Here is a 22205-nt window from a genome sequence, read left to right as displayed (position 1 = left end):
CGGACCGCGCAGCCACGGACTCCTGGTCCCTGGTTGTGCCGGACGGCGCAGGCGACGGTGGGGATGGCATCGACCGGCGGCTGACGCGTGACGCGCCGCCGGTCACGACCTCACGGAAGGCATGTGATCATGCGCGTTCTCATCACGGGTGCGAGCGGCTACGTCGGCGGAGCCGTGGCCGAGCACCTCGTCAGGGCCGGGCACGAGGTGGTCGCCCTGGCCCGGTCCGGCCGGGCCCGGGAGCGGGTCGAAGCGCTGGGCGCCAAGGCGGTGTCCGGAAGCCTGCGCGACCTCGCCGCCCTGCGCGGCGCCGCCGCGGCGGCCGAGGCCGTCGTGCACACCGCCGTCGACTACACCGATCCCGAGATGGGCGACATCGAGCGCGACGCCCTCGCGGCGCTGCTGGACGGCCTGAACGCGGGCGGCCGGTTCGTCTACACCAGCACGGGCCTGGTCTACCCCGACCGGCAGGGCGCGACCGTGGACGAGGACCACCCCGTCGCCCCCGAGACGTCGCCCCAGCCCTACAAGGTCCTCGGCGAGCGGCAGGTCCTCGACGCCGGCCACGTGGCGGGCACGGTGATCCGGGCGGCGCTGGTCTACGGGCGCGGCGGGTCGGGCCTGCTCCAGGGGCTCATCGGCGCCGGCAGGCAGAACGGGATGGTGCCCTACATCGGCGATGGCGCCAACGAGTGGTCGTCGGTGCACGTCGACGACCTCGCGGCGCTGTACGTCGCCGCGCTGGAGCACGGCGGGCCGGGTGCCGTCGTCAACGCCGCGTCGGCCGAGCGGACCCCGATGCGGCGGATCGCCGAGGCCGCCGCCGCCCTGACCGGCGCCCAGGCCGTGTCGCTCACGCTGGAGCAGGGAACCGCCGCGATGGGGCCGCTCGCCGCCACGCTCACCCGTTCGTCGCCGCTGGACGCCTCGCGCGCCCGCCGCCTGTACGGCTGGTCCCCCGCGGGCCCCGGGCTGATCGAGGAGCTGACCACCGGCTCCTACGCGGGGTCCTGACCGGCTCGCCGGCGCAGCGCGCGCCGTACGCGGGGGCCGTGCCTGCGCCACCACGCCCGCGCCCAGACCGCCTGGAACGCGACCACGGACAGCAGCACCGCCGCGGCGTCCAGCGCGGCGAGCGGATCCGCGGGGGCGATCAGCGTGTTCGCGGCCCGGCCGAGCAGTGTCAGCGTCGCCGGCCCCGTAACCGCGAACGCCACCCCCAGGCAGGCCGTGGTGCCCACGACCAGCAGCGCGGCGTACGCCCGGAGGCTGCGGCGCTCCCGGCGCGGCAGCCCGGCCAGCGGGTCCGGGGAAGGACGGCGCAGCGACCGCAGCGCCAGGTGGCGGACGTAGGCGGAGGCGTCGCCGTACATGTTGCGGCACCCGCTCAGATCCTGGAGCAGGAAGTAGACGTCGGTGCGCATGAACACCAGGAACTGCGTGGCCAGCATGGTGAGCGAGGTCAGCGCGACCAGCGACAGCGCGGGATGGCGCCCCACAGCGGCGGTCAGCAGGAGCGCGGCCGAGCAGGCCGCGGCGTCCACGGCCATTCCGGCGAGGTAGACGGTCAGGCGGACGCGCCGCTCGGCCAGCCACACGCCGGACACCACGGTCTGGACGGCCAGGAACTGCAGCCGGGTGCCGAGCCGGATCCTGCCCGGCACCCCGGCGGCCCTGGCGGTGGACAGGTGGGCCGTCTCGTGCAGGAAGATCAACGTCCAGCCGGCCGCGATCTGCGAGGCGAGCACGAGCGTGCCGTGCGCGTTCCACAGCAGGTCGTGCCAGCCCGGCAGCGTGTCCCGGCGCGCGACCGCCGTCACGATTCCGGCGGCGACCAGGACCGCGACCAGCAGGTGGACCAGCGGGTGCAGCGTCCACCGCACGTGCTCGGGGCGCAGCCAGGGGAAGGTCGGACGCCGGGGGAGGGCGACCGGACCGCCGGGCTCGTCGAGGAAGCCGAGCTCGCCGAGGACGCGGACAAAACCGCGGACGTCGAGGTGGACGCCTGTCTCGGCGTGCAGCCGCCGTTCGGTCTCCTCGACCGTGGCGCCCGCCGACAGCAGCCGGATGGCCCGCATCCCCTCGTACGGCACGGCGACGAAGTCCTCGCCGCCGGGACGGCCGACGATCCATTGGTCGCCGTCCCGGCGGAACGCGAGGTCGCGCAGCCGGACCTCGGCGCGGGCCCTCGTCTCACCGGAGTCCTGGGTCACCGTGACCTCCAGACGTGGGCTCCACGGCGTACGGCCGGTGTCAGGGGCGGAAGGTCCCGGTGTGGTGGGAGAAGCGGGGCAGGAGCTCGCGCGTACGTCCGGAGATCGTGGGCGGCGGCAGCGGGGCGACCTCTCGCTCGACGTAGGTCCGCATGTCCTCCGCCCGGCCGTAAAGCTCCTTGATCGCGGCCAGGCAGCGGCCGACGAGGCGGGAATCGGTGATCCTCCGCGCGCCCACGTGGCCGCCGATCTCGTCGTACAGCACCTCGTAGAGCAGCGAGGAGCCGAGCACGACGATCTCGGGCAGCGGCCCGTCGCGCTCCAGCTCCCGTACGGCGTCGGCGTGGAGCGCCCGGGGGCGCTCGCCCGCCGCGGCCCGCACGGCCAGGACGTTGAGCTCCCACTGGAGATAGGGGGTGAACGGCGTCTCCACGACGCGGACCCGGTGAGCCTGGGGCCGGGTCCGGTAGTAGCCGGCGAGGGCCTCCCGCAGCTCGTCGAGCATGGCGAGCGACCGCTCCCATTCGCCCGCCATCATCGCCCGCCAGCTCGCCACGTCGGGTTCGAAGAACTCCTGCGCGCGTTCGAGCTTCCACACCCCCTCGGTGGACCGCTCGAACTCTTCGGCGAACTCGGCCTGGTAGGCGTCGGCGGACAGCACCGGCGCCTCGGCCTGCCGTATGTCGTCGAAGACGTCTCCGGCGTGTGCCACCCTTCCCTCCCTGGGCTACGGCGTGTGCGGGCTCGCACCGGCCGCGGCGCGCGAGGGGCCACGCGGCACCCCGTACGCCGCGGCCGGCACTTCGTCAGTTGCCGACGCTGTTGCTGCTGGTCGTGGTCTCGATCTTGTCGAGAAGCCGAATGGTGATCTTCGTCTTCGGTGGTGCGGCCGCCTCGTCGACGGGTTCGGTCTCGTGCTCGTTCGTGTTCATCCGATTCCTCTCTGGAGGGGAGAGAACATGGATGTTCTCGAGAGAACGCGTTCATGATTCGTCTGTTGACCGGAGCGGTCAAGACCTCTGTCTCTTTATTCAGTGGGCGTCTTTTTCGGTCATTTCCCGCGTCGATTTGTGTGCCGGGCCGATGGCCCGGGTCCCGCACACCGGGCAGCCGGGGCGCGGCGGATGCCGGACCCACACGTGGTGGTCCGCGGCGATCAGGTTGACGCCCTGGATGGTGCCGACCGGCGGCACGGGCACCCCGGTCAGCAGCCCCAGCAGCGCGTGGGCGACGAGCTGGCCGGACACGCCCGCCGAGGTGGCGATCACGCCGGGCCCGCCGAGGTTCACCGGCGTGCCGGGACGGCGCCGCGCCTCCTCGCCGCTGCTCAGGCACTCGTAGCAGGCGCCCGCACCCGGCGCGAAACACCCGACGGTGACCAGCGGTCCGCTGTATCCGCCACCGGCCCAGGGGATGTTCGCTGCGGCGCAGGCGCGGTTGGCCCACACCCTGAGGCCGTGCCCCGTGGGCTGGTCCGCGCAGAGGGCGAGCGCGTCATACCCGGCGATGAGCTCGTCCAGCTCGCGCCTGCTGCCGATGCGGCGGCGTTCGCCGGTGACCGTGATGTCGGAGTTGACGCTCCTGAGCCGGTCGACGGCCGCCTCCGCCTTCGGGCGCCCCACGTCGGCCTCGCCGTACAGCACCTGGCGGTTGAGGTTGGACAGCTCCACCAGGTCGGGATCCACGCAGTGGATCGTGCCGACGCCGACGGCGGCGAGGGCCCAGGCCGCGTGGCAGCCCGTGCCGCCCAGGCCGAGCACCACGACCCGCGCGGCCTTCAGCCGCACCTGGACCTCCCAGCCGTGGGCGCGCGGGACGGCGTCGACGGTGCGGAAGAACGCGTGGTTCCTGCTGTAGCGGTCGAGCTCGCGCTCGCTCAGCCCGGCGGGCGCCGCCGCCGCGGCGTCCTCCACATATCGGGTGGCCGCCAGTTCCTCGACGACCGACGTCGCGTCCGGCAGCTCCGGATGGGCCAGGCGCAGCCGTTCGGCGATCTCCTCGCGAGAACGGGTGCCGTCCATCAGAGTGAGGGCCGTCCACACCCAGCCGTCCGGGTCCGCGATTTCGGCGGCGATCCCGTAAATCTCGCCGCCGATGCGAATGGTGCCGTCCTCGTATCGGTGCGGTCGGTGTTCGAATTTCACGCGGGGGAGTCGCACGTGACGACGATTAGTGGGCGATAAGTGTGCTAGTCAACACCGAATTCCGCGGAGGGGAAAAATGGGTCGGCCGTAAAACACTTTCTCACAACGGGCGTCGCATCCCGGTGAAGAGGACATGGATCGTCACCGCTGGGAATACGTTGGTGACGATGAACGATCAGCCTGCCGTGAACCTGCTGCCGCCGCGCCGTACGCTCCTGGCCGCCGTGCTCGCCGTCGTCGTCGTCCCGCTCTCGGGATGCGCGGGCGCGGCGGGCGAGGCCGCCTCGGCCGCTCCCCGCGAGCGCGTGACCCCGACCGCGCCGGAACGGTCCTTCGCGAGCCCGGAACCGTCGGCAGGGGACCTGCCCGGGCCGGACGCGGCGATCCCCAAGGACCCCAAGCGACTGGCCGACGCCCTCGCCCACACGGTGGGGCGGCTGCGTGACGCGATCGACGACTGGAGACGTACGGGCGACCCCGCGAAGGGGGAGGCGCCCGAGCCGGTGGTCCTGCTGTCCCTGTACGAGCAGCGCGTCTACCGCTATCTCGCCCGCAATCCCGGGGTCGCGTCCCGCACCTACGCCAAGCTGCCGAAGGACACGGCCGCGCGGGCGCGCGACAACGTGACGGCCATCCGCGACCTGCTCTCCCTCGCCCACCCCGTCAGCGGGCCCATCAAGATCAAGATCAGGCCGGCCGAGCCCGCCGACGCCCTGCTCGCCGCCTTCCGGCGCGCCGAACGCCGGTTCGGCGTCGACTGGGAGGTGCTGGCGGCGGTGATGCTCGTGGAGACCAAGTTCGGGCGGGTGCGCTCGCCGAGCTACGTGGGCGCCAAGGGCCCGATGCAGTTCATGCCGGGCACCTGGAAGGCGTACGGCATGGGCGGCGACATCGACGACACGGGCGACGCTCTGCTCGGCGCGGCCAACTACCTCCACGCGTCGGGCGCCCCCGGCGACTATCGGCGCGCGCTGTACGCCTACAACCACTCCAACGCGTACGTGGACGCGGTCCTGCTGCACGCACGCCAGATGAAGCGGGACATCAGGAACTACTACGCCTACTACACCTGGCAGGTCTACGTGATCACCCCGAAGGGCGAGCGCCGTCTGACCGGTCCCTGACGAGAGGCCTGGCAGGCGGAGATCCGTAACCGTTCCGGCCTTTCGCGCGACTCACCCTTCGGGAGCGATCGCGTACGGGAGGTCGGTTGTGCGGCGGCGGACGACGAATGCCGGAACAAGGCCCATCGCGGTTGCGCTGCTCATCCTGGTGGTGCTCGGTCTGTGCGCGCTGAGCCCGCGCCCGGCGCTCGCGGACGACACGTCCTGCGGGTTCGGGCCTCCCCGCTCGTCGTGGGTGGAGACGTCGGTGGCCGTCGCGGAACGCGGCCACGACACCCCCGTGATGACGAGCACGACGCGCGTCGGCGTCCCGCGCGACTGGCCGGGGGCCGCCGCCCTGCTCGGCGACGGGCGCGCCGTCGGCTGCCTGCTGCCGTCCGGCGCGAACGGCGCGGACGGTGGCACGCCGAGCGTCACGATGCCGGACGACGGCGCCGACGTCGTGGTCCAGGTCACCCAGGAGACCCCGCTGGAGCTGTACCACACCGAGTGGGGGGAGCCGGCCGGGCTGTGGTCGAGCCGTACGTCCGGCGACACCCGGTTCGTGGCGCTGCTGCCCACGCCCGGGGACCTGCCGCCCGGGCTGGCCGGGGCGCGATGGCGGACCGTGGTCGTCAAGACGCCGGAGTCCCGGGCCCGCACCGTGACGCCCCTGCCGTCGGAGGTGCTCCCCGGCGGCGTCTACGTCTGGCGCGACGCCACCGCCGCACCGCGGGTCGAGGTCGCCGTGCCGCTGTCGGCGCGGTCGGCGTTCCAGCGCTGGAGCGAGCTGCGGGGGCAGGACGCGCTCATGGTCGCGACCTACCTGGGCTTCGCGCTGCCCTACCTGCTGCTGGCCGGGCTGCTCGTGGTGCTCTATCGGCGTTCCGGCGACCGGGACGAGCGCCTCCTGATCCGGATCGCCCTCGGCGCCCTGGCGATGATCACGGCGACGGAGACACTGCTGGCCGTGGGCGCGCTGACCGGCACGCTCTTCCTGGCCGGCGTGTTCCACGTGCCGGACATGCTGGCGATCCTCGTGGTGGCGGTGCCGTTGTGCCTGGCGGTGTGGAGGCCGGCGCGCACCGGGCTCCGGTGGAGGCCCCCCCTGTTCGCCGGCCCGGTGTTCGCCGGCCCGGTGTTCGCCGGCCCGGTGTTCGCCGGCGTGGCGCTCGCCGTCGTGGGCGGGCTGGCGCTCCTGGCCGCCCGGCTCTTCGGCGACCCGCCGTCGGACGCCCTGTGGGTCGCGCCGTCGGTCGTCACGGCGCTGCTGCTCACCGGGGCGGCGTGGGCCATCGCGGCCCGGGCCGCCCGCGTCCGGGGCCGGACGCCGCGCGCCGTGCGCGTCCTGCTGTGCTGGAGCGTCCCCGGCCTCGCGCTGCTCGCCCTCGCCTACGTGGCCCACGCGGTCGTCGCCGGCCTGCGGACCTCGGGCTTCGTGCCGGTCACGGCGATGTCGCCCTTCTTCCTGCTGCGCGGCCTCGCCTATCTGATGTGGCCGCTGGTGGTGCTCCTGCTTCTGCTGCTGCTCCGCCTGCACGGGCGGCGTACGGACTCCGTCGCGCCGTCCACCCTGTCGCTCCTGGTGTTCCTGTTCGTCGTGGGCACGATCAGGTGGCTCAACACGTACGCGGGGATGCCCTTTCCGCTGGCCGGGCTCGTGGGGCTGGCCGCGCTGCCCCTGCCCCTGCTGCTGCGGCTGACGCGGCGGGCCGAGGTGGCCGACCCGGGCGTGTCCCGCCGCAGGCTCGCGATGATCGTGGACGAGTATCGCGACCTGGAGCAGCGGGAGAAGGGGCTGCGGCGGCGCTGGGCGGCGGGGGAGCTCGACGACGAGGAACACACCAAGGAGCTCGGGCCGGTCGTCGACCGCATCCGCGGCCTCCGCATGGAGATCGGCCTCGACCCCGGCAGGGAGGACGGGCTCAGCCCGCTCGACGTCGCGCTGTCGCGCGGCCCGGGCGTGACGTGGTGGGCGAACGCGCGGCTCGCCGCCCGATACGCGTCCTACGTGGGCGCGCCCGCCGCCGTGTTCCTGATCTGGGCCACGTGGAGCACCGACAGCCGGGGGCACGACGGCTGGCTCGACCGGCTCGGCGACCCCAACGGGTTCTACGGCCTGGCCGGCGACCTGATCGGCGGGCTGCTGATCTGGCCGGTCGCGGGCTTCGTGCTGGGCGCGCTGTGGCGCCGCCTGCCCGGCAGGCGCGGCTATCTCAAGGGGGTCGTGCCGGTCCTCGCGTACGCCGCGGCGACGGGGGCCCACGCCATGCTGAACAACGTCATCGGCCAGGCCCCCGTGCGCGGCTCGCTCGTGCGGGTGCTGCTGCTGTTCCTGGTGCTGACCGTCGTGGCCGTCCTCATGGACGCGCGGACCCTCCAGACCCGCCCGGGCGGTCTCGCGTCGCGGCTCACCCCGGTGGCCGTCGTCTACCGGCTCGGTACGGCGGGCAGCGGGGTCGCGCTCATCGTCGCGCAGACGGCGGCCATCCTCGGCCTGTGGAGTCAGCTCAGGAACGGCATCGACATCACCTCGCAGGTGGACACCTCGGCCCAGACGCCGATCGGCGCCGACGCGCAGGTGCTCCTGGGCCGGACGGACAGGTGAGGACGCACCGCAAGCTCACAGCGCCGGGTAGGCGTTGTTCACCAGCATCACGAACTGCTCGTGGTGCCAGTCGCCCGGCAGCGGCGCGTTGGGGAGGGCGCCGGTCGGCCGGATCGAGTCCGACACGGGCCCGAGGGAGCCGGTGGGGTCGCACGTGCCGTCGAGCAGCCGGTCGGAGTCCTCCGGCAGGATCGGCCCGCCCGCGCCGTCCGACTCGCCGGGCCGTTTGATCCACAGGTAGGCGTCGACGCCGGGGGCGGGAGCGGCGATCGGCCGTGTCCCCAGCCCCGCGCCCTTCTGGTTGCACATCGCGCCGCGCGACGGACGCCGGTCGATGCGGCTCTGGTCCACGAAGGTGTTGATGTCGAGCGAGGTGCTCACCTCCGTGGGCCGGTCGGGCCCGCCCCAGCCGTTGCGGGAGGTGTCGACGACCACGCCGAGCGCGCTGGAGAAGCCCTTGGCGATCAGGGCGGTCCGCATCGCGAGGGCGTAGTCCCGTTCGTGCAGGAAGGGGTTCCAGTCGATGAACCTGCTCTGCTTGATCGGCACGCCGGCCACGGTCTGGTTCGCGTCGGTCAGGAAGGGCTCCACGAGGGGGACGTAGTCGGCGACGTTCGTGGCGATGCCGTCGAGGCTGTTCAGGCCCGCCGCCGTGCCGCTCACGGTGTCGGTGATCAGGTTCGTGAACGCGCTGAAGTTCTCGTCCCAGCCGCCCCATCCCGCGCTGCCCGCGTCGAGGTAGGTGTAGACGTTGGGCAGGGGGGCGAGCTTGTCGAGGGCGTAGCGGATGCCCGTCACGTAGACGCCCGACCCCGCCGCCTGGTCACACGGGTAGATGCTGAAGCGTCCCACGACGAGGTCGATCAGGGCATGCGGCTCGATGACGGCCGCGACGCGCAGGTCGCGATACTCGGGCCTGGCCAGGAGCGCGGCGATGGGGTCGACGTATTCCGCCTTGTAGCGGTTGAGGCCGTTCTCCTGCGCGTGCAGCTCGGCGTCGGAGACCAGCGACCGGCAGTCGCGGTCGGGCAGGTTGTGGAGGACGAGCGTGATGTAGCCGGCCCCCTGCTCGACGGCGGTGTCGAGGTGGTCCTTCAGCGTACGGGTGACTCCGGAGCCGCCGGTGACGTCCGCGATCCGGTCGAGCCAGACCGCGGTGGGCGTCTGCTCCAGGCCGCGCATCTTCTGCGCGGTCGCGTCGTCCACCCGCGTGGCGGAGGACTCCACGTCGGCCGCCCAAGCGGGGTCGACGTACCCCTGGGCGCCGAGGAACGGGTTGTCCACCGGTACGTCCGGGCTCGGACTCGGACTGGGGGACGGGCTCGGGCTCGGGCTGGGACTGGGGGACGGGCTCGGGCTCGGGCTGGGGCTGGGGCTGGGGGACGGGCTCGGCGACGTGCCCGGCACGACGACCTGGCAGGGCACGCCGTTGACGGCGAAGTCCGTCGGCGGCGGGTTGCTCCCGGTCCAGGAGCCGTTGAACCCGGGCTGCAACGTCCCGCCGGACGCCACCGCGCCGTTCCACGACTCGTTGCCGGCGACGACGCGGTTGCCGGACTGGGTCCACCGGGCCGACCAGCCCTGCGTGAGCTTCTGTGAGCCGGGGAAGGTGAAGGTCAGCTTCCAGCTGGTCAGGGCTTCGCCGGTGTTCCTGATCGTGACCCCGGCCGTGAAGCCGCCCGAGTTCGTGCCCCACTGGGTGCTTGTGTAGGTCACCTGACAGGTGACCGCGGCCTCGGCGGGCGCCGCGCCCAGGAGCGGTGTCGCCAGGGCCGCCGCCACGAGGGGGACGGCCGCCGCGGCGGCCGTCAGGATTCTGCGGACTGACCGTTGGTGGCCGAAGGGCATGGGATCGTCTCCAGGGGTGCGGTGACCGGCTCTGGCGTGCCGGCTCCCGCCCCGGTGCGCGCACGAGGTTCGTGAGCAGGGGTTCTCGAGCAGGGGTTCTCGAGCAGGGGTTCGCGCATGGGGGCCGACGCTTCCCAGATTCGGCAATGGCCCGGCTCGTGTACACGATTCGCCGAAGCGGAAATCTTCCGTTCCGTGCCGAATCAGCCGGGATCGCGCGGCACCTCGGAAAACTCCGCGCGAGACCCGCCGCCCGCCGCCGGATTCGGTGAAATATTCATGGCGCGATCACGCTCTGACGGCGCGCGGTTCACGGCATTTCCTGATCACCGGCGACCACCAGGCCGGACTCGTACGCGAAGACGACGGCCTGGGCGCGGTCGCGCAGGCCGAGTTTCGTCAGCAGGTTGCTCACGTGACTTTTGACCGTGTGCTCGGTGACCACCAGCTCCGCGGCGATCTCGGCGTTGGACCGGCCGCGGGCGAGCAGCCGCAGCGTGTCCATCTCCCGGTCGGTCAGCTCGCCGAGCCGCTGCCGCAGCCGGGGCCGGGCGCGGCCGCGGCCGACGAACTCGGCGATCAGGCGCCGGGTGATCGCCGGGGCCAGCAGCGACTCCCCGCCGGCGACCAGGCGGACGGCGCGCACGAGGTCGTCCCGCCGCACGTCCTTGAGCAGGAAGCCGCTTGCCCCGGCGCGCAGGGCGTCGTAGACGTACTCGTCGACGTCGTACATGGTCAGCACCAGCACCTTCGCGCCGGTCCTGCGGCACACCTCGCCGGTGGCCTCGACGCCGTCCATGCCGGGCATGCGGATGTCCATGAGCACCAGGTCGGGTTCCAGCTCGACGGCCTTCGCGACGGCCTCGGCGCCGTCGGCCGCCTCGCCGACCACCGTGATGTCGTCATGGGCGTCGAGGATCATCGCGAAGCCGCCGCGGAACAGGTCCTGGTCGTCGGCGACGAGCACGCGCAGCATGCCGTCAGCCGATCGGCAGGGTCGCGGTCACGGTGAGACCCGGGTTTCCGGCCCGCACGGCCAGGCGGCCGCCGCACGCCGCGACCCGCTCCCGCATCCCGATCATGCCGTGTCCCTCCCGTGGCTCCCGCGCGCCCCGCCCGTCGTCGGCGACCTCGACGTCCAGGGTGTCACCGGACCAGCGGAGCCCCACCCGGACGGCGCTCGCTCCAGCGTGCCGGATCGTGTTGGTCAGCGCCTCCTGGATGATCCGGTATGCGGCGATGTCCACGTCGGAGGGCAGGCGCCGCGGCTCGCCGTGTACGTCTGCGGAGACCTCCAGGCCGGCCCGGCGGGCGTTGTCCAGCAGACCGGGCAGGGCGTCGAGCCCCGGCTGCGGCCCCCGCGCCGGAGCCGGGCCGCCGGGTGTCTCGCCCGCGCGCAGCGCGCCGAGGATCAGGCGGAGCTGGCCGATCGCGTCGCGCCCGGCCGCCGCGATCGCCTCGAAGACCGCCTCGGCCTTCTCCGGATGGTCGCGCACCACCAGCGGGCCGGTCTCCGCCTGGATCACCATGAGGCCGACCGAATGGGTCACGATGTCGTGCATGTCGCGGGCGATGCGGGTGCGTTCGCGTGCGACGGCGGCGGCGCGTTCCTCGCGGATGCGGGCCTCGCGCTCCCGTTCGGCGTCCCGGACGGCCCGCCGGGCGCGTGCGCCCACGCCGACGGCGTACGCGGCGACGATCGCGGTGAGGAGATAACGGTAGGTCTCCAGGTTCTCGTGCGGGACGACGAGCGACACGGCCACGCCCGCGACGAGCCCCGCGATGCCCGCGGCGCGCCGCACCCGGGAGAGATCCGCCGCCGCGAACGTGTAGGTGCACACCAGCACGCCGTACGGCAGCAGCAGCACCAGAGCCCCGGAGTGCGGCAGCGACTTCATCGCGATCGACAAGGCCGTCGTGGCGCAGCCCACGACCGCCCCGGCGGACAGGACGGCGCGGCGCCGCCACAGCACGGGCACCGACATCAGCACGGCGAGCGCCACGGCCCACCACGGCTGCCGATGGGGGACGAGCACGGGCGTCACCGTCATCACGGTGACGACGACGGCGATCGCGACGTCGGCCCTCGATGGACTGAGGATGCTCGCCCGCATGGCCGGCTCCGGAGGTTGTCGGAGGGAACCCGGCAAGGGTATTCGGGTCGCGCCCGCGGCCGCCTCCACCGCCCGGGCGATGATCGTCTCACTCCTTCGAGTGAGACGCGATGCCACCAGGCTCCGAGCGGTTCCGGTCCCCGCGACCTGCACCCGGTTCGCTCTCGCCGGTGATGTGCGTCGGGGCCGGGTGCCAGAGGGTCGGGGCGGCTGGAGAAGGAGGCTGCTCGATGAATCCACCCATTCGGCGTCTGGTGGTGGCGCTCGCCGCCACGGCGCTGTCCGCGACGCTGTTCCACTTCGGCACCGGGCTCACGCCGGTGCCCTGGGTCACCTGGCTCGCACCGCTGCCGGTGCTCGTCCTCGCTCATCGCACCGGCGCCCGCACCGCGTTCCTCGCGGCGTCGGCCGCCTGGCTCGGCGGTGAGACGGCGATGTGGGGCTACTTCCTCGGCACGGTGCGGATCCCGCCACCGATGGTCGTGTCGATGCTCGTCGGCTCGGCGCTGCTGTTCGGGCTGGTCGTCCTGCTGTCACGGGCCCTGATGCTGCGAGGCCGTGCCCTGTCGGCCGCCGCCGTCGTGCCGGCGGCCTGGGTCGTGGTCGAGTACGCGGTCTCGGTGCTGTCGCCGAACGGGGCGTGGTGGAGCCTGGCCTACACCCAGGCCGACGTCCTGCCGGTGCTGCAGACCGTCTCGGTCACCGGACCGTGGGGGATCACCTTCCTGCTTGTCGGGGTTCCCGCGGCCGTCGCCGCGCTGTCCGCCCCGAGGGCGGCCGGGCGGCTGCGGGTAACGGTGACCGCCGTGGTCGTCCTGGCCCTGGCGATGGGGTACGGCGCCTGGCGGCTGCGCACGCCGTACGGGGACGGCCGGGGCGGGGATGGGCCGGGTGCGGAGAAGGTGGCGCTGCTGGCCGCCGACCGGGGCGGCTGGGTCCCGGTCGGCTCGGCGGAGGGACGCGCCCTGCTCGGGACGTACACGGCGCGGATCCCCGACCTCGCCGCGCGCGGCGCGCGGGTCGTGGTCATGCCGGAAAAGGTCTTCGCCGCCGACGACGCGACGCTGCCCGAGCTGGTGGCGCCGCTGGCGCGGCTCGCCGCGGACCACCACGTCGACATCATCGCCGGGCTGGTCCTCAAGGGGGCGGGCGGCCTCCGCAACACGGCCGTCGACGTGCCCGCCGACGGGAGCCGGCCGGTGGAGTACTTCAAGCGCCACCTCATCCCGGGGCTGGAAGGCGACTTCCGGCCCGGGGACCGCGACGCCTTCGTGCCCGGTTCGGGCTCCCGCTGGGGGATCGCGATCTGTTTCGACCTGGACCTGCCCGGCCTGGTGCGCGACTACCGCAGGAGCGGCGCCACGACGATGTTCGTGCCCGCCTGGGACTTCGACCGGGACCGCTGGCTGCACGGCAGGATGGCGGTCACCCGGGGCGTCGAGAACGGGCTCACGGTGGCGCGCGCGGCGCGCGACGGCGACCTGGTCGTGAGCGACCCCAACGGCCGGATCCTGGCCGAGGCGCACAGCGCGGACGCGCCCGTCGTGTCCGTCATCGCCACGCTGCCCGCCGGCTCGGCCGGCACGCTCTACACGAGGTTCGGCGACTGGTTCGCCTGGGCCTGCGCGCTCCTGCTGCTGCTCGCACTCGTGTCCCCGGCCCACGTCCGGCGCACGGCCCGCGCAGAGCGTCCGGCGGGCGCCGCCGCGCCGTGACGGAGCACTACGGGGCGTTGCCGTCGAGAGAGAGACGGCCGCCGAGCTGGGCCGCCACCTCCAACTGGTCGTAGAAGAGCCGGTGACTGAGGATCAGCCCGTCCTCCACAGTGGAGAAGCTGCATGAGCGCAGGATGACGGGCCGCCCGGTCGCCTCGAGAACCTCCCCGCCGGGGAAGAGGAGCGGCCCCTTGTGGGTGCCGGTGATGGTGAACTCCGCCGCCACGGTGTCTCCGAACATGGTCACCGACTGCGGAGTGATCACCATGTTGGGGTACGCCTCCAGCCACTGGCCGTAATAGGAGGCGATCTCCTCCCTGCTCTCGGCGATGCCGTCGGGGGACACCAGAACGGCCCGCTCGTCGAAGCACTGCGCCAAGGCGTCGAGGTCATGACGGTTGATGGCCTGCCTCAGCCTGTCCACGGCTAGGAGCACTTCGGACATCGGACGTTCCCTTCCTCCTGACGAGAGCGGCCGTCGGTACGCATGCGCGGTGCCGGCATGACTAATCCGGACATTGGCGTCCATTGACGGCATTTTCACGATAACCCAGCTCGCGGGCTGGGCCGCGTGAGTCCAGGGGGACTCAGGACTCGTCGGCGGGGAGGGCGAACATCCGGATGTACAGGGGCCGGGCGCCGGGCGGCGCGTCCTGCGCCCGGTGGCTGTACCTCAGCAGCAGCGCGATGTAGGCGTCGAAGAACTCGGCGAACTCTTCCTTGGTCATCCAACCGAGACCGCGCGAGCCGTTGGCCCACTCGGGGTCGCGCCGGTAGGCCTCGGGGAAGCGTTCGAGCAGCGCCCGGTCCTCCTCGAAGCCGACGCGATGGAACTCCTCGAGCACCGGGCGGTCTTCGGGGGCGAGCTGCGCGGGGGCCGGCGCGCGCAGGTCGCGTGGCGTCCGCGCCCTCCGCCACCAGCGCTCCCGGCCGCCCGAACGCTCGGGGATCTCCTCGATGAAGCCGTACTTCTCGAGCTGGCGCAGGTGATAGCTGGTCGTGCCGGTCTTCGCGTCGAGCAGCTCGCCGATCGTCGTGGAGGTCGCCGGCCCGTGGATGGCGAGGTGGCGCAGGATGAGCCGCCGCATGGGGTGGGCCAGCGCCTTGAGTCGGCCCGGATCGTCGAGCAGGAACGGCTCCTCGTCCTCCATGAGGATCACCCTAGTCCTCCAGAACGATATCTGCAGAGATCGCTTTGCCGAGAAGTCTCTGCAGACTAGCTTCGGCAATATGCGTCGAATCGCTCTGGCCATCGGCCTCGCTCTCACCCTGACGGCGGCCCCCGCGGCGGCTGCCGGTCCACCGTCCGCCACTGCGGCTGCCGCCGCCCCGCCGTCCCCCGCCATCGGGGAGGCGGTCGCCGTTCCCGCCGATCTGACCGGAAGAGACGTGAGTTTCGCCGGAAGCGGCGGCCTCACCCTGCACGGCACCGTGCTGTCGCAGGCGAAGGCGGCACCCGGGCGCCCCGGCATGGTGCTCGTCCACGGGGCGGGCACCGGCACGCCGCGCACCAAACTGATGGGCGAAGCCGTGGCGTTCGCCCGCACGGGCATGTCCGTGCTCGTCTACGACAAGAGATCGGAGGGCTACTCGACCTTCCACCGCTCCTACTCCGCGCTCGCCGACGACGCGCTGGGCGCGGTGGCCGCGCTGCGGTCGCAGCCGGGCGTGGACCCGGCGAAGGTGGGTGTCTGGGGGCTCAGTGAGGGCGGCTGGGTCGCGCCACTCGCCGCCTCCCGATCGCGGGACGTCGCGTTCGTCGTGGTCGTCGGCGCCAACGCGCTCCCGCCACTGCGCCAGCAGACCTGGGCCGTCGCCGCCGGCCTGCGCAAGGCGGGGGTCGCGGGATCGCTGGTGGACCGGACCGAGCCGGCCCTGTATCGGGCGATCGCCGACGGCGGCCTGTTTCCCGAGCCCTGGTATGACCCCGAGCCGGCCCTCGCCGCGGTGCGGCAGCCCGTGCTCGCCGTCTGGGGAGTCCACGACCTGCTGACGCCGCCGGAGGAGACCCCGCCGATCTTCGCGCGGGCCCTGGAGAAGGGCGGCAACCGGCACTACACGTTCCGGTTCTTCCCGGGGGCGGACCACGCCGCCCACCTCACGCCCGACGGCGGCGTCACCCGGCTTCCCGCCCTCGCCCCCGGGTACGCCGACCTCGTCGGCTCCTGGGTCCGCGAGGTCGTCGCGGGGCGGCCGCCGCTGGCGAGCGTCTCGGGCCCCGCGCCCGAGCAGGCGTCGTCCACCGTGCCGGTGGACCGTCCGGCGCCGTGGGAGTCGGCCACGGTGCAGCTGGCCGCGATGCTGCTGCTGATCGCCGCGTTCGCCGCCTACCCGGTGACCGCCCTCGTCCGGCGGCTGCGCGGGCGGGCCCGTACGGCCCCGCCGGCCGCGCCGCGTGTGGTCAGCGCCGCCGGGCTGGTGGCGGTGCTCGGGTCGTTCGCCTTCCTGTTCTATCTGCTCATGACCGGGGGCAAGCTGGCCGCGCCGGGGCCGGTGCTGCTCGGCCGCCCGGTCGTCTGGCTGGCCCTGCAGGCCCTGGCGCTGACGACCGTGGCCGCCTCCGTACGGACCGTCCTGGCGTGGCGGCGGGCCGGGACCAGGGGTGAGCGGCTCCGTCTCGGGCTGCTGCTGGGCGGCGGCGCACTGTTCCTGCCGTGGGCGCTCTACTGGGGTCTGCTGCTCCCGTGATCGTGACCGTGAGCAGAAGCGGGAGCGGGAGCGGGAGCGGGGGTCCGGCCGAGGCGGGCGAGGATCCGGTCGAAGCGGGAGGCGCCGGGAGCGGCAGGCACGCTCGGCGCGAACGCCGCGCCCGGCCTTTCGCGATAGTCGCCGTCCGGCACCGCCAGTGCGATCGGCCAGGCGGCCTCGGCGAGGTCGGGCGCGGGGTCGTAGGCGATCCCCAGTGCGCGGGCGACGTCCCACCCGTGGACCAGATAGTCGATGAAGTGGAACCCGATGGCCTGCACGGCCGGGAACGGCGCGTCCACCCCCACTTCGGGGAGGACGAACCCGCGGTCGAGCACCCCTTCGACCGCGAACGCGGCGGTGACGCGCTCGGCCGCCGCGGCGTAGGCCCAGACCGGATCGGGGGCGGACCGCTCCCGCCACACGTCGAGGTCGGCTCCGCGGCCCTCCGCCGCCGCGGCGAAGCCGAGGTGCTGGGCGGTCATGTGCGCGAGCAGGCCGCCCAGGGTCCAGCCCGCGCAGGGGGTCGGGCGCGCCAGGTCGCCCGGCCGCACCTCGGCCACGATGTCGACGCTCGCCTGCACGGCCCGCCGGTCCAGCTCCCGGATGTCCATCTCTCCTCCAAATCGTAAGCGCACGCAGACGATATGCGCACGCTTATTTTCTGTCAATGTCTAAGCTGTGGGGCATGCCCGACCGCCCCGATCTCGCCGCGATGGCGATCCCCCTGACCAGGGCGCTGATGGCCGCGGAGACGCCGATCCTGCGGGAGCACGGCCTGTCGATGTGGGCGTACGGCGTGCTGCTGGGCCTCGACGAACGGCCCGTGCGCACGCAGGCCGCGCTGGCGGAGTCGATCGGCGCGGACAAGACACGCATCATCCGCGTCCTGGACGACCTCCAGCGCAGAGGGCTGATCGAGCGCAGCCCGGACCCGGCCGACCGCCGCGTGCGGCTCCTGTCCATCACCCCGGAGGGCCGCCGCCTGCGGGACGCGGCCCAGGCGGGCATCCGCCGGATGGAGGAACGGCTGCTGTCCCGGCTGCCCGACGACGACAGGGAGGCGTTCGTGCGGGTGCTGCGGATCCTGTCCGCCCTGCCGTCGCAGGAGTTCCGCTAACCCTGTTGATCGGCGAGTGGGCGGAAAGCTACGGTGTGCGCTCATGTCTTCGCAGCTGACCCGTCTGGTCGATCCGCACACCGGCACATCGAGCCACCGCCTGGCCTGGCTGGCCGCCCGGCCCGACGGCGCACCGGCGGGATCGGCGTACCTGCGCCTGTTCACCGCCGCCGGGCACGAGCATCTCGCCGAGCTCGACCTGCACGTCCATCCGGCCGAGCGCCGTGCCGGGGTGGGGTCGCGCCTGCTCGCCGCGGCCCTGGCGGCGGCGCGTGAGGAGGGCCGCCGGTGTGTTACCGCGGAGGCGGTGGCCGGCGCCCCCGGAGAGGCGTTCCTGGCCGCGCGGGGCTTCCGCCCGGCGCTGGGCCTGACGTTCACCCGCCTGCCGCTGGCCGGTGTGGACCCCGCCGTCGTCGCCGCGGCCCTCGCGGAACCGCATCCGGGATATCGGCTGGTCTCCTGGGAGGGCGTCGTCCCGGACGAGCTGGCCGAGACATTCGCCGCGTCCCGCCGCGCCATGGACGACATGCCGATGGACGGCCTCGACTACAGGCCGGCGCCCTGGGACGTCGCCCGGGTCAGGGCCGCCGCCGAGGCGATAGCGCGGCGCGGCGAGCTCCTGCACACCGTCGCGGCGGTCGACGAGGCCGACGGGACGATCATGGGCTTCACCGAGCTGGTGGTCGCGGGCGACGGCAAGGGCGACGGCCAGCACTACGGCACCGGCGTCCTTCCCGAGCACCGCGGGCGCGGCCTCGGCCGCTGGATGAAGGCCGAGATGATCCGGCTGGTCCGGGAACGCCACCCGGACCTCGGCGGGCTGCTCGCCGACACCGCCGACGGCAACGCGCACATGCGGGCCATCAATGACGCGTTCGGCTACGTGCCGACGCACCGCACCGTGCGCTACCGGCTCGACCTCTAGCGAGCGGCGAAACCGCGGCCGAGCGGCGGGCCCAGCCGCAGCTGGAGAGCCGGATAGCGGGGCGCGCCGAACCCGAGGGACTGATAGAGCTCGATCCCGTACGACGTGGCGTTGAGGTCGATCGTCCGGACCTCCGTCTCGGTGCGATACCAGGCGAGCAGCGCGTCGAGGCAGGCGCGGGCGAGGCCGAGCCGGCGGCGGCGCCGGTCGGTGCAGATGTTGAAGACGTGGCCCTGCAGGCCGCTCGGGTTCGTCGGCCCCGGCGCGTGGGAGTCACAGGTGCCCGCCGCGCAGCTCACCACGCCGAGCTCCGGGTCGTCCACCACGAACGCGGCGAAGTCCCCCGGATCGCTCAGCCGCCGGCTGAACCACGCCTCGGCCGCCGCCCGCCAGGGCGCGCTCTCGTCTCCGACGTCCGCCCCCATGTCCTCCAGCATCACGGCGCGCAGGCGGACGAGGGCCGCGGCGTCCGCCGCTTCCGCCCGGCGGACCACGGTCCCCGAGATCGTCATGGGCACCATTGTGGCCGCGCTCGCGGACGGGTGACCCCGATCAGCCCGTGGCCGTGGCGCTCTCCGCGGCGGCCACGACGTCCTTCAGCCGGCCCATCGCGTTGTAGGTGCCGAACACGTCCATGTAGTCGCGTGCGTCCACGATCTCGCCGTTCCGTACGCGCAGGGTCAGCAGGCCCGTGGCCCGGAACGGCCGGCCGTCCGGCTCGATCGTGCCGGTGCCCTCCCACTCCCCGATGACGACCTCGGGGTCGGCCGCCTCGTGGACGACGACGTCGTGGATTTCGGCGATCCGCACGGGGGTCGCGCCCCACGCCGCCCGATAGAGGGCGCGGACCGCCTCCCGTCCCTCCAGGCGGGCGGGGAACAGCGGCGTCCGGAACGGGAACGTGTGCAGGGCGTCGGCGGCGTAGAGGTCGGCGAGGTCGTCGGCCGACCTGCCGGCCATCGCCCGGTGATAGCGGGCCAGGACCTCGCGTGGGGTGAGTGGCATCTCGTTCATTCCGATCGCTCGGGGCTTCGCTCAACAGTTGTTGACTCAACGACTGTAGAGCGAACGGGCCGATCGGGTCAACACCGGTAGAGTCGACGCGTGGAGGGGACGCCGACGAGCCGGGCAGAGCGCCGGCGCCGCAGCGAGGAGCGCATCCTGTCGGCCGCGCGCGCGATCTTCGCCGAGCGCGGCTTCCAGCGCACCACGATCCGGGCCGTGGCGGCCGCCGCCGAGGTCGATCCGGCCCTGGTCATGCAGTACTTCGGGTCCAAGCAGGAGCTGTTCGAGCAGGCCGTGCGGATCCCGTCGATCCCGCCGCTCGACGGCGAGCTGGAGCCGGTCGAGGAGCTGCTGGGCAGGATCGGCATGAAGATGGGGCCGCTGCCGCAGGCGACTGTGGCGATGATGCGCTCCATGCTCACCCATCCTGACGCCGCCGAGGAGGTGCGCGGCAGGCTCGACGCGCAGGTGGCGCAACTGGCGGGCGCGCTCGACGCCGGCGACGCCGAGCTGCGGGCGGCCCTGATGGTCAGCACGATGCTGGGCGTGACGATCGCCCATCAGCTGCTCGGCCTCACGGCCCTGCGCGACGCGTCCCCGGAACGGATCGCCGAGACGCTCCGCCCGGCCCTGCGCGCCCTCGCCGACGGCTGAGGGGCCGCACGGCATCGGTGTGACGGCCGTGATTAGAGGGGCAGGCCGGGGGCAGTGCCGCTTCCATGGTCATCTCCGCTTCCCCCGGCGCTCGGCGAAGTGGGCGGGGGCTCTGTGCGGCCTGCGTGCGTGAGCTGTTCGACCGGGCCGGCCGCAGGTATCTGTATCCCCGCTCGTCTGCTGCGACGACTGCCGCCCGCCCGCGGCCGGGCCGCCGTCCGTCGTCCTGTGCGAGGACTGCGGACGGGAGAGCCGGGAGCCGGACGTCCGCAGGTCCGCGTCCGTCGCGACGGGGTGCGCGGCCTGCGGTCCCGCCCTCCGGTGGCAGGCGGCCACGGGCGCCGGCGCGCTGACCGCGGCCGTGGCGGCGATCCGGGCCGGGGGAGTGGCCGGCGTGCACGACCTGTTCGCCGACCAGGTCGTCTGCGACGCCACGTCGGAGCGGGCGCTGGCTCGCATGGACGGCGCGGCCGGACCGGTGCGCGTGCTGGTGAGGAACGTCTCGATGGCACGGGAGCTGGCGAACCTGACCGCACCGGACATCCGCGCGCTGGTCGAGCGTGCCGAGCCCGCCACGCTGGTGCGGCTGCGCGAGCCGGTGCTGCCCCGGGCCGTACGGCGTGCGACGCCCGACGCGGAGGTGTTCCTGCCGCGCACTCCGCTGCAGTATCTGCTCGCCGCGCGCCTGGACGGCCCGCTTGCCGTGTGGGACAGGTCGGGCGAGCGTACGGACGAGTGGCCGTGCGACGGGACGCTGACCGTGGGCGGGCTCGCGCGCGCCGCGCGGCAGAGCCGGACGACGGCGTTGCCGGCCCGCCTGGCGCTGGGCGGGGCCTCTGCCGCCTTCATCGGGCCGGCCGCGAGCCCGGCGGCGGCGCGCCTGCGCACTCCCTGACGAAAAACGGAGCGACACAGGGGAGCGGGCGCCGCCCGCTCCCCTGCACGATGATCAGGCCTTGGCGCAGATGGCGTAGACGCTGATGCCGACGGTGTTGTAGTAGTTCTGCCGGCCGAGGGCGATCCATCCGGTGCCGTCCGGGGTGGGGAAGCTGCCCACGAGGACCGCGTCGCTGCCCTGCGCCTCGCCGCCGCCGCCCACGGCGCGCTTGCCTTGCGGGCAGTAGACGGTGCGCCGGGTGAAGTTCGGCACGTTCGCGTTGGGCAGCGTCACGATCTGGTAGCCGTCGACGACGGCTGGGGACGCGGTCTGCGGGCCCCCGTCGGCCAGCGCGCTCGCGCACGTGCCGGTGACCGTGAGCCCGGTGAGAACCAGCGCACCTGTCGTGATTGCGTGAACAAATCGCACGTAAAAGCTCCGTCTTATCGGAAATGACCGGATTTCGAACCGGGAATCGGGTGTGAATGGCGCGAACGCCGTCCCCGTCGGCTCCGTGGCCACACCTACCCTTGATCGTCTTCTGTCACACTTGGCAATGATCTGTTTACTATGTGTAGTGCGGCCGTGGCGCGGGCGTGACGCCTGGTCACGACCGTGCATGTGAGGAGCGGCGCGGCGCAGGGAGCGGCCGTTCGCCCGTGGGTACGTTCCTGACCGGGAGGATCGCCATGAGAAAGATCGTCGCTGTCGCCCTGCTCGCTGCGATGACCATGCTCGGCACGGTCGCCGCAGTCGCGTCGGTGGCCACCGAAACCGGCGGCCACCCGAGGACCGGCCAGTGGGCCGGGAGTGCACCGCAGGCGCCCGCGCCGCCCAAAGGGGGTGTGAAGCGCCAGGAGGTGAGCCAGGAGCAGTACGACATCCTCATCGGCCAATGCCGCTACGCGAAGACGAAGGAGGTCCGGCAACGCTGCCTCACGCAGGCGCGCGAGCAGTACAGGGTGGGCGCGTTCAACCCGGCCCTCGACTGCCGCACCTATTCCGGGGTCAGCGTCTGCGGCGTGCTCGAACTCAGCGCTCCGCAACGCGCCTGTGTCGAGGAGTCGGTGGGCGGCGGGCTGACCCGCCGGCGGGCCGAGGTGGAGTGCTACGCCTTCCGCTGAGGCCGCCCTTTCCGGCCAAATCTCCGGTCCAACCTAAATATTTGGCCAAACCGCAACTTTCCGTGATCTA

General features: G+C 73.2%; 23 protein-coding genes and 1 pseudogene. 11 read left to right on the top strand and 13 right to left on the bottom strand.

What is annotated here, in order from left to right:
* Positions 1-129 precede the first annotated feature (129 nt).
* Positions 130-1014 carry an NAD-dependent epimerase/dehydratase family protein gene (locus FLX08_RS16930; protein WP_142619819.1) on the top strand — a complete coding sequence of 295 codons (885 nt, stop codon included), beginning with the start codon at positions 130-132 and terminating at the stop codon, positions 1012-1014.
* On the opposite strand, the gene FLX08_RS16925 is transcribed toward FLX08_RS16930, so the two are convergent.
* The 4 genes from FLX08_RS16925 to FLX08_RS16915 all read right to left on the bottom strand — a co-directional run bounded on the left by FLX08_RS16925 (position 999) and on the right by FLX08_RS16915 (position 4357).
* Positions 999-2213 carry a hypothetical protein gene (locus FLX08_RS16925; protein ID WP_208761508.1) on the bottom strand — a complete coding sequence of 405 codons (1215 nt, stop codon included), beginning with the start codon at positions 2211-2213 and terminating at the stop codon, positions 999-1001. The two genes, FLX08_RS16930 and FLX08_RS16925, sit on opposite strands and share 16 nt — an antisense overlap.
* A 40-nt stretch (positions 2214-2253) precedes the next feature.
* A complete protein-coding gene (locus tag FLX08_RS16920) occupies positions 2254-2925 on the bottom strand; it encodes a DUF6879 family protein (protein WP_142619817.1) in 672 nt (223 codons plus the stop codon).
* 94 nt (positions 2926-3019) lie between these two features.
* The gene (locus tag FLX08_RS42945) at positions 3020-3145 is read right to left on the bottom strand and encodes a hypothetical protein (protein ID WP_280117107.1); all 126 of its coding nucleotides are present in this window, start codon (positions 3143-3145) and stop codon (positions 3020-3022) included.
* A 99-nt stretch (positions 3146-3244) separates the two neighbouring features.
* Positions 3245-4357, bottom strand: a complete 1113-nt coding sequence (locus FLX08_RS16915) for a HesA/MoeB/ThiF family protein (protein ID WP_142619816.1) — start codon at positions 4355-4357, stop codon at positions 3245-3247.
* Between the two features lie 167 nt (positions 4358-4524).
* On the opposite strand from FLX08_RS16915, the gene FLX08_RS16910 reads away from it, so the two are divergent.
* Together FLX08_RS16910 and FLX08_RS40675 are read left to right on the top strand one after the other, a co-directional pair.
* Positions 4525-5481, top strand: coding sequence for a lytic transglycosylase domain-containing protein (locus tag FLX08_RS16910; RefSeq protein WP_142619815.1), 957 nt, complete (start codon positions 4525-4527; stop codon positions 5479-5481).
* A gap of 88 nt (positions 5482-5569) precedes the next feature.
* Complete coding sequence (locus tag FLX08_RS40675) at positions 5570-8068, top strand: DUF6185 family protein (protein WP_167530457.1); 2499 nt, start codon at positions 5570-5572, stop codon at positions 8066-8068.
* A gap of 15 nt (positions 8069-8083) precedes the next feature.
* Here FLX08_RS40675 and FLX08_RS16890 read toward each other — a convergent pair whose 3' ends face one another.
* From FLX08_RS16890 to FLX08_RS16880, 3 genes are all read right to left on the bottom strand, one after another.
* Positions 8084-9916, bottom strand: coding sequence for a glycoside hydrolase family 6 protein (locus FLX08_RS16890; protein ID WP_142619812.1), 1833 nt, complete (start codon positions 9914-9916; stop codon positions 8084-8086).
* Between the two features lie 310 nt (positions 9917-10226).
* The gene (locus FLX08_RS16885; protein WP_142619811.1) at positions 10227-10892 is read right to left on the bottom strand and encodes a response regulator; all 666 of its coding nucleotides are present in this window, start codon (positions 10890-10892) and stop codon (positions 10227-10229) included.
* 4 nt (positions 10893-10896) lie between these two features.
* The gene (locus tag FLX08_RS16880; protein ID WP_142619810.1) at positions 10897-12030 is read right to left on the bottom strand and encodes a sensor histidine kinase; all 1134 of its coding nucleotides are present in this window, start codon (positions 12028-12030) and stop codon (positions 10897-10899) included.
* A 230-nt stretch (positions 12031-12260) separates the two neighbouring features.
* Here FLX08_RS16880 and FLX08_RS16875 point away from each other — a divergent pair, with 230 nt between their 5' ends.
* Positions 12261-13745, top strand: coding sequence for a nitrilase-related carbon-nitrogen hydrolase (locus tag FLX08_RS16875; RefSeq protein ID WP_167530456.1), 1485 nt, complete (start codon positions 12261-12263; stop codon positions 13743-13745).
* Positions 13746-13752: 7 nt separating this feature from the next.
* On the opposite strand, the gene FLX08_RS16870 is transcribed toward FLX08_RS16875, so the two are convergent.
* Together FLX08_RS16870 and FLX08_RS16865 are read right to left on the bottom strand one after the other, a co-directional pair.
* Positions 13753-14190 (bottom strand): nuclear transport factor 2 family protein, encoded by a 438-nt coding sequence (locus tag FLX08_RS16870; protein WP_167530455.1) that lies wholly within the window; start codon positions 14188-14190, stop codon positions 13753-13755.
* Positions 14191-14332: 142 nt separating this feature from the next.
* Positions 14333-14896, bottom strand: a complete 564-nt coding sequence (locus FLX08_RS16865; RefSeq protein ID WP_142619807.1) for an ArsR/SmtB family transcription factor — start codon at positions 14894-14896, stop codon at positions 14333-14335.
* A 79-nt stretch (positions 14897-14975) separates the two neighbouring features.
* Here FLX08_RS16865 and FLX08_RS16860 point away from each other — a divergent pair, with 79 nt between their 5' ends.
* On the top strand, positions 14976-16433 hold the full coding sequence (locus tag FLX08_RS16860; protein ID WP_142619806.1) for an alpha/beta hydrolase family protein: 1458 nt from the start codon (positions 14976-14978) through the stop codon (positions 16431-16433).
* Here the strand turns inward: FLX08_RS16860 and FLX08_RS16855 are convergent.
* Positions 16409-17044: a TIGR03086 family metal-binding protein gene (locus tag FLX08_RS16855; protein ID WP_142619805.1), complete on the bottom strand. Its 636-nt coding sequence runs from the start codon at positions 17042-17044 to the stop codon at positions 16409-16411. The two genes, FLX08_RS16860 and FLX08_RS16855, sit on opposite strands and share 25 nt — an antisense overlap.
* Positions 17045-17100: 56 nt before the next feature.
* On the opposite strand from FLX08_RS16855, the gene FLX08_RS16850 reads away from it, so the two are divergent.
* Positions 17101-17550 carry a MarR family winged helix-turn-helix transcriptional regulator gene (locus FLX08_RS16850; RefSeq protein WP_244312694.1) on the top strand — a complete coding sequence of 150 codons (450 nt, stop codon included), beginning with the start codon at positions 17101-17103 and terminating at the stop codon, positions 17548-17550.
* A 43-nt stretch (positions 17551-17593) separates the two neighbouring features.
* Positions 17594-18475, top strand: a complete 882-nt coding sequence (locus tag FLX08_RS16845) for a GNAT family N-acetyltransferase (RefSeq protein WP_142619804.1) — start codon at positions 17594-17596, stop codon at positions 18473-18475.
* Here FLX08_RS16845 and FLX08_RS16840 read toward each other — a convergent pair.
* Complete coding sequence (locus FLX08_RS16840; protein ID WP_208761507.1) at positions 18472-18987, bottom strand: GNAT family N-acetyltransferase; 516 nt, start codon at positions 18985-18987, stop codon at positions 18472-18474. The genes FLX08_RS16845 and FLX08_RS16840 overlap by 4 nt on opposite strands.
* A 40-nt stretch (positions 18988-19027) precedes the next feature.
* Entirely contained in the window at positions 19028-19489 is a 462-nt protein-coding gene (locus FLX08_RS16835) for a nuclear transport factor 2 family protein (protein WP_142619803.1), read from the bottom strand.
* 90 nt (positions 19490-19579) lie between these two features.
* On the opposite strand from FLX08_RS16835, the gene FLX08_RS16830 reads away from it, so the two are divergent.
* From FLX08_RS16830 to FLX08_RS16820, 3 genes and pseudogenes are all read left to right on the top strand, one after another.
* Positions 19580-20134, top strand: a complete 555-nt coding sequence (locus tag FLX08_RS16830; protein ID WP_142619802.1) for a TetR/AcrR family transcriptional regulator — start codon at positions 19580-19582, stop codon at positions 20132-20134.
* Between the two features lie 226 nt (positions 20135-20360).
* Positions 20361-20447 (top strand): annotated as a pseudogene (locus tag FLX08_RS43395) (hypothetical protein); the annotation flags it as partial.
* Between the two features lie 48 nt (positions 20448-20495).
* A complete protein-coding gene (locus tag FLX08_RS16820) occupies positions 20496-21029 on the top strand; it encodes a Sua5/YciO/YrdC/YwlC family protein (protein ID WP_142619801.1) in 534 nt (177 codons plus the stop codon).
* 54 nt (positions 21030-21083) lie between these two features.
* On the opposite strand, the gene FLX08_RS16815 is transcribed toward FLX08_RS16820, so the two are convergent.
* Positions 21084-21440, bottom strand: coding sequence for a hypothetical protein (locus tag FLX08_RS16815; protein WP_244312693.1), 357 nt, complete (start codon positions 21438-21440; stop codon positions 21084-21086).
* 260 nt (positions 21441-21700) lie between these two features.
* Here FLX08_RS16815 and FLX08_RS42115 point away from each other — a divergent pair, with 260 nt between their 5' ends.
* Positions 21701-22135, top strand: a complete 435-nt coding sequence (locus FLX08_RS42115; protein ID WP_244312692.1) for a hypothetical protein — start codon at positions 21701-21703, stop codon at positions 22133-22135.
* Positions 22136-22205: the final 70 nt, after the last annotated feature.

Source organism: Microbispora hainanensis, assembly GCF_006874475.1.
In the GTDB taxonomy this organism is placed as follows: Bacteria; Actinomycetota; Actinomycetes; order Streptosporangiales; family Streptosporangiaceae; genus Microbispora; species Microbispora hainanensis.
Note: the sequence above shows the minus strand (reverse complement) of the source record. Positions and strands in the feature narration are given on the sequence as shown.

Coding starts and splice junctions, on each gene's coding strand:
- FLX08_RS16930 (WP_142619819.1), top strand. CDS start 130: ATGCGCGTTCTCATCACGGGTGCGAGCGGCTACGTCGGCGGAGCCGTG.
- FLX08_RS42945 (WP_280117107.1), bottom strand. CDS start 3,145: ATGAACACGAACGAGCACGAGACCGAACCCGTCGACGAGGCGGCCGCA.
- FLX08_RS16910 (WP_142619815.1), top strand. CDS start 4,525: ATGAACGATCAGCCTGCCGTGAACCTGCTGCCGCCGCGCCGTACGCTC.
- FLX08_RS16890 (WP_142619812.1), bottom strand. CDS start 9,916: ATGCCCTTCGGCCACCAACGGTCAGTCCGCAGAATCCTGACGGCCGCC.
- FLX08_RS16885 (WP_142619811.1), bottom strand. CDS start 10,892: ATGCTGCGCGTGCTCGTCGCCGACGACCAGGACCTGTTCCGCGGCGGC.
- FLX08_RS16880 (WP_142619810.1), bottom strand. CDS start 12,030: ATGCGGGCGAGCATCCTCAGTCCATCGAGGGCCGACGTCGCGATCGCC.
- FLX08_RS16875 (WP_167530456.1), top strand. CDS start 12,261: ATGAATCCACCCATTCGGCGTCTGGTGGTGGCGCTCGCCGCCACGGCG.
- FLX08_RS16870 (WP_167530455.1), bottom strand. CDS start 14,190: ATGTCCGAAGTGCTCCTAGCCGTGGACAGGCTGAGGCAGGCCATCAAC.
- FLX08_RS16865 (WP_142619807.1), bottom strand. CDS start 14,896: ATGGAGGACGAGGAGCCGTTCCTGCTCGACGATCCGGGCCGACTCAAG.
- FLX08_RS16860 (WP_142619806.1), top strand. CDS start 14,976: ATGCGTCGAATCGCTCTGGCCATCGGCCTCGCTCTCACCCTGACGGCG.
- FLX08_RS16855 (WP_142619805.1), bottom strand. CDS start 17,044: ATGGACATCCGGGAGCTGGACCGGCGGGCCGTGCAGGCGAGCGTCGAC.
- FLX08_RS16850 (WP_244312694.1), top strand. CDS start 17,101: ATGTCTAAGCTGTGGGGCATGCCCGACCGCCCCGATCTCGCCGCGATG.
- FLX08_RS16845 (WP_142619804.1), top strand. CDS start 17,594: ATGTCTTCGCAGCTGACCCGTCTGGTCGATCCGCACACCGGCACATCG.
- FLX08_RS16840 (WP_208761507.1), bottom strand. CDS start 18,987: ATGACGATCTCGGGGACCGTGGTCCGCCGGGCGGAAGCGGCGGACGCC.
- FLX08_RS16835 (WP_142619803.1), bottom strand. CDS start 19,489: ATGAACGAGATGCCACTCACCCCACGCGAGGTCCTGGCCCGCTATCAC.
- FLX08_RS42115 (WP_244312692.1), top strand. CDS start 21,701: ATGAGAAAGATCGTCGCTGTCGCCCTGCTCGCTGCGATGACCATGCTC.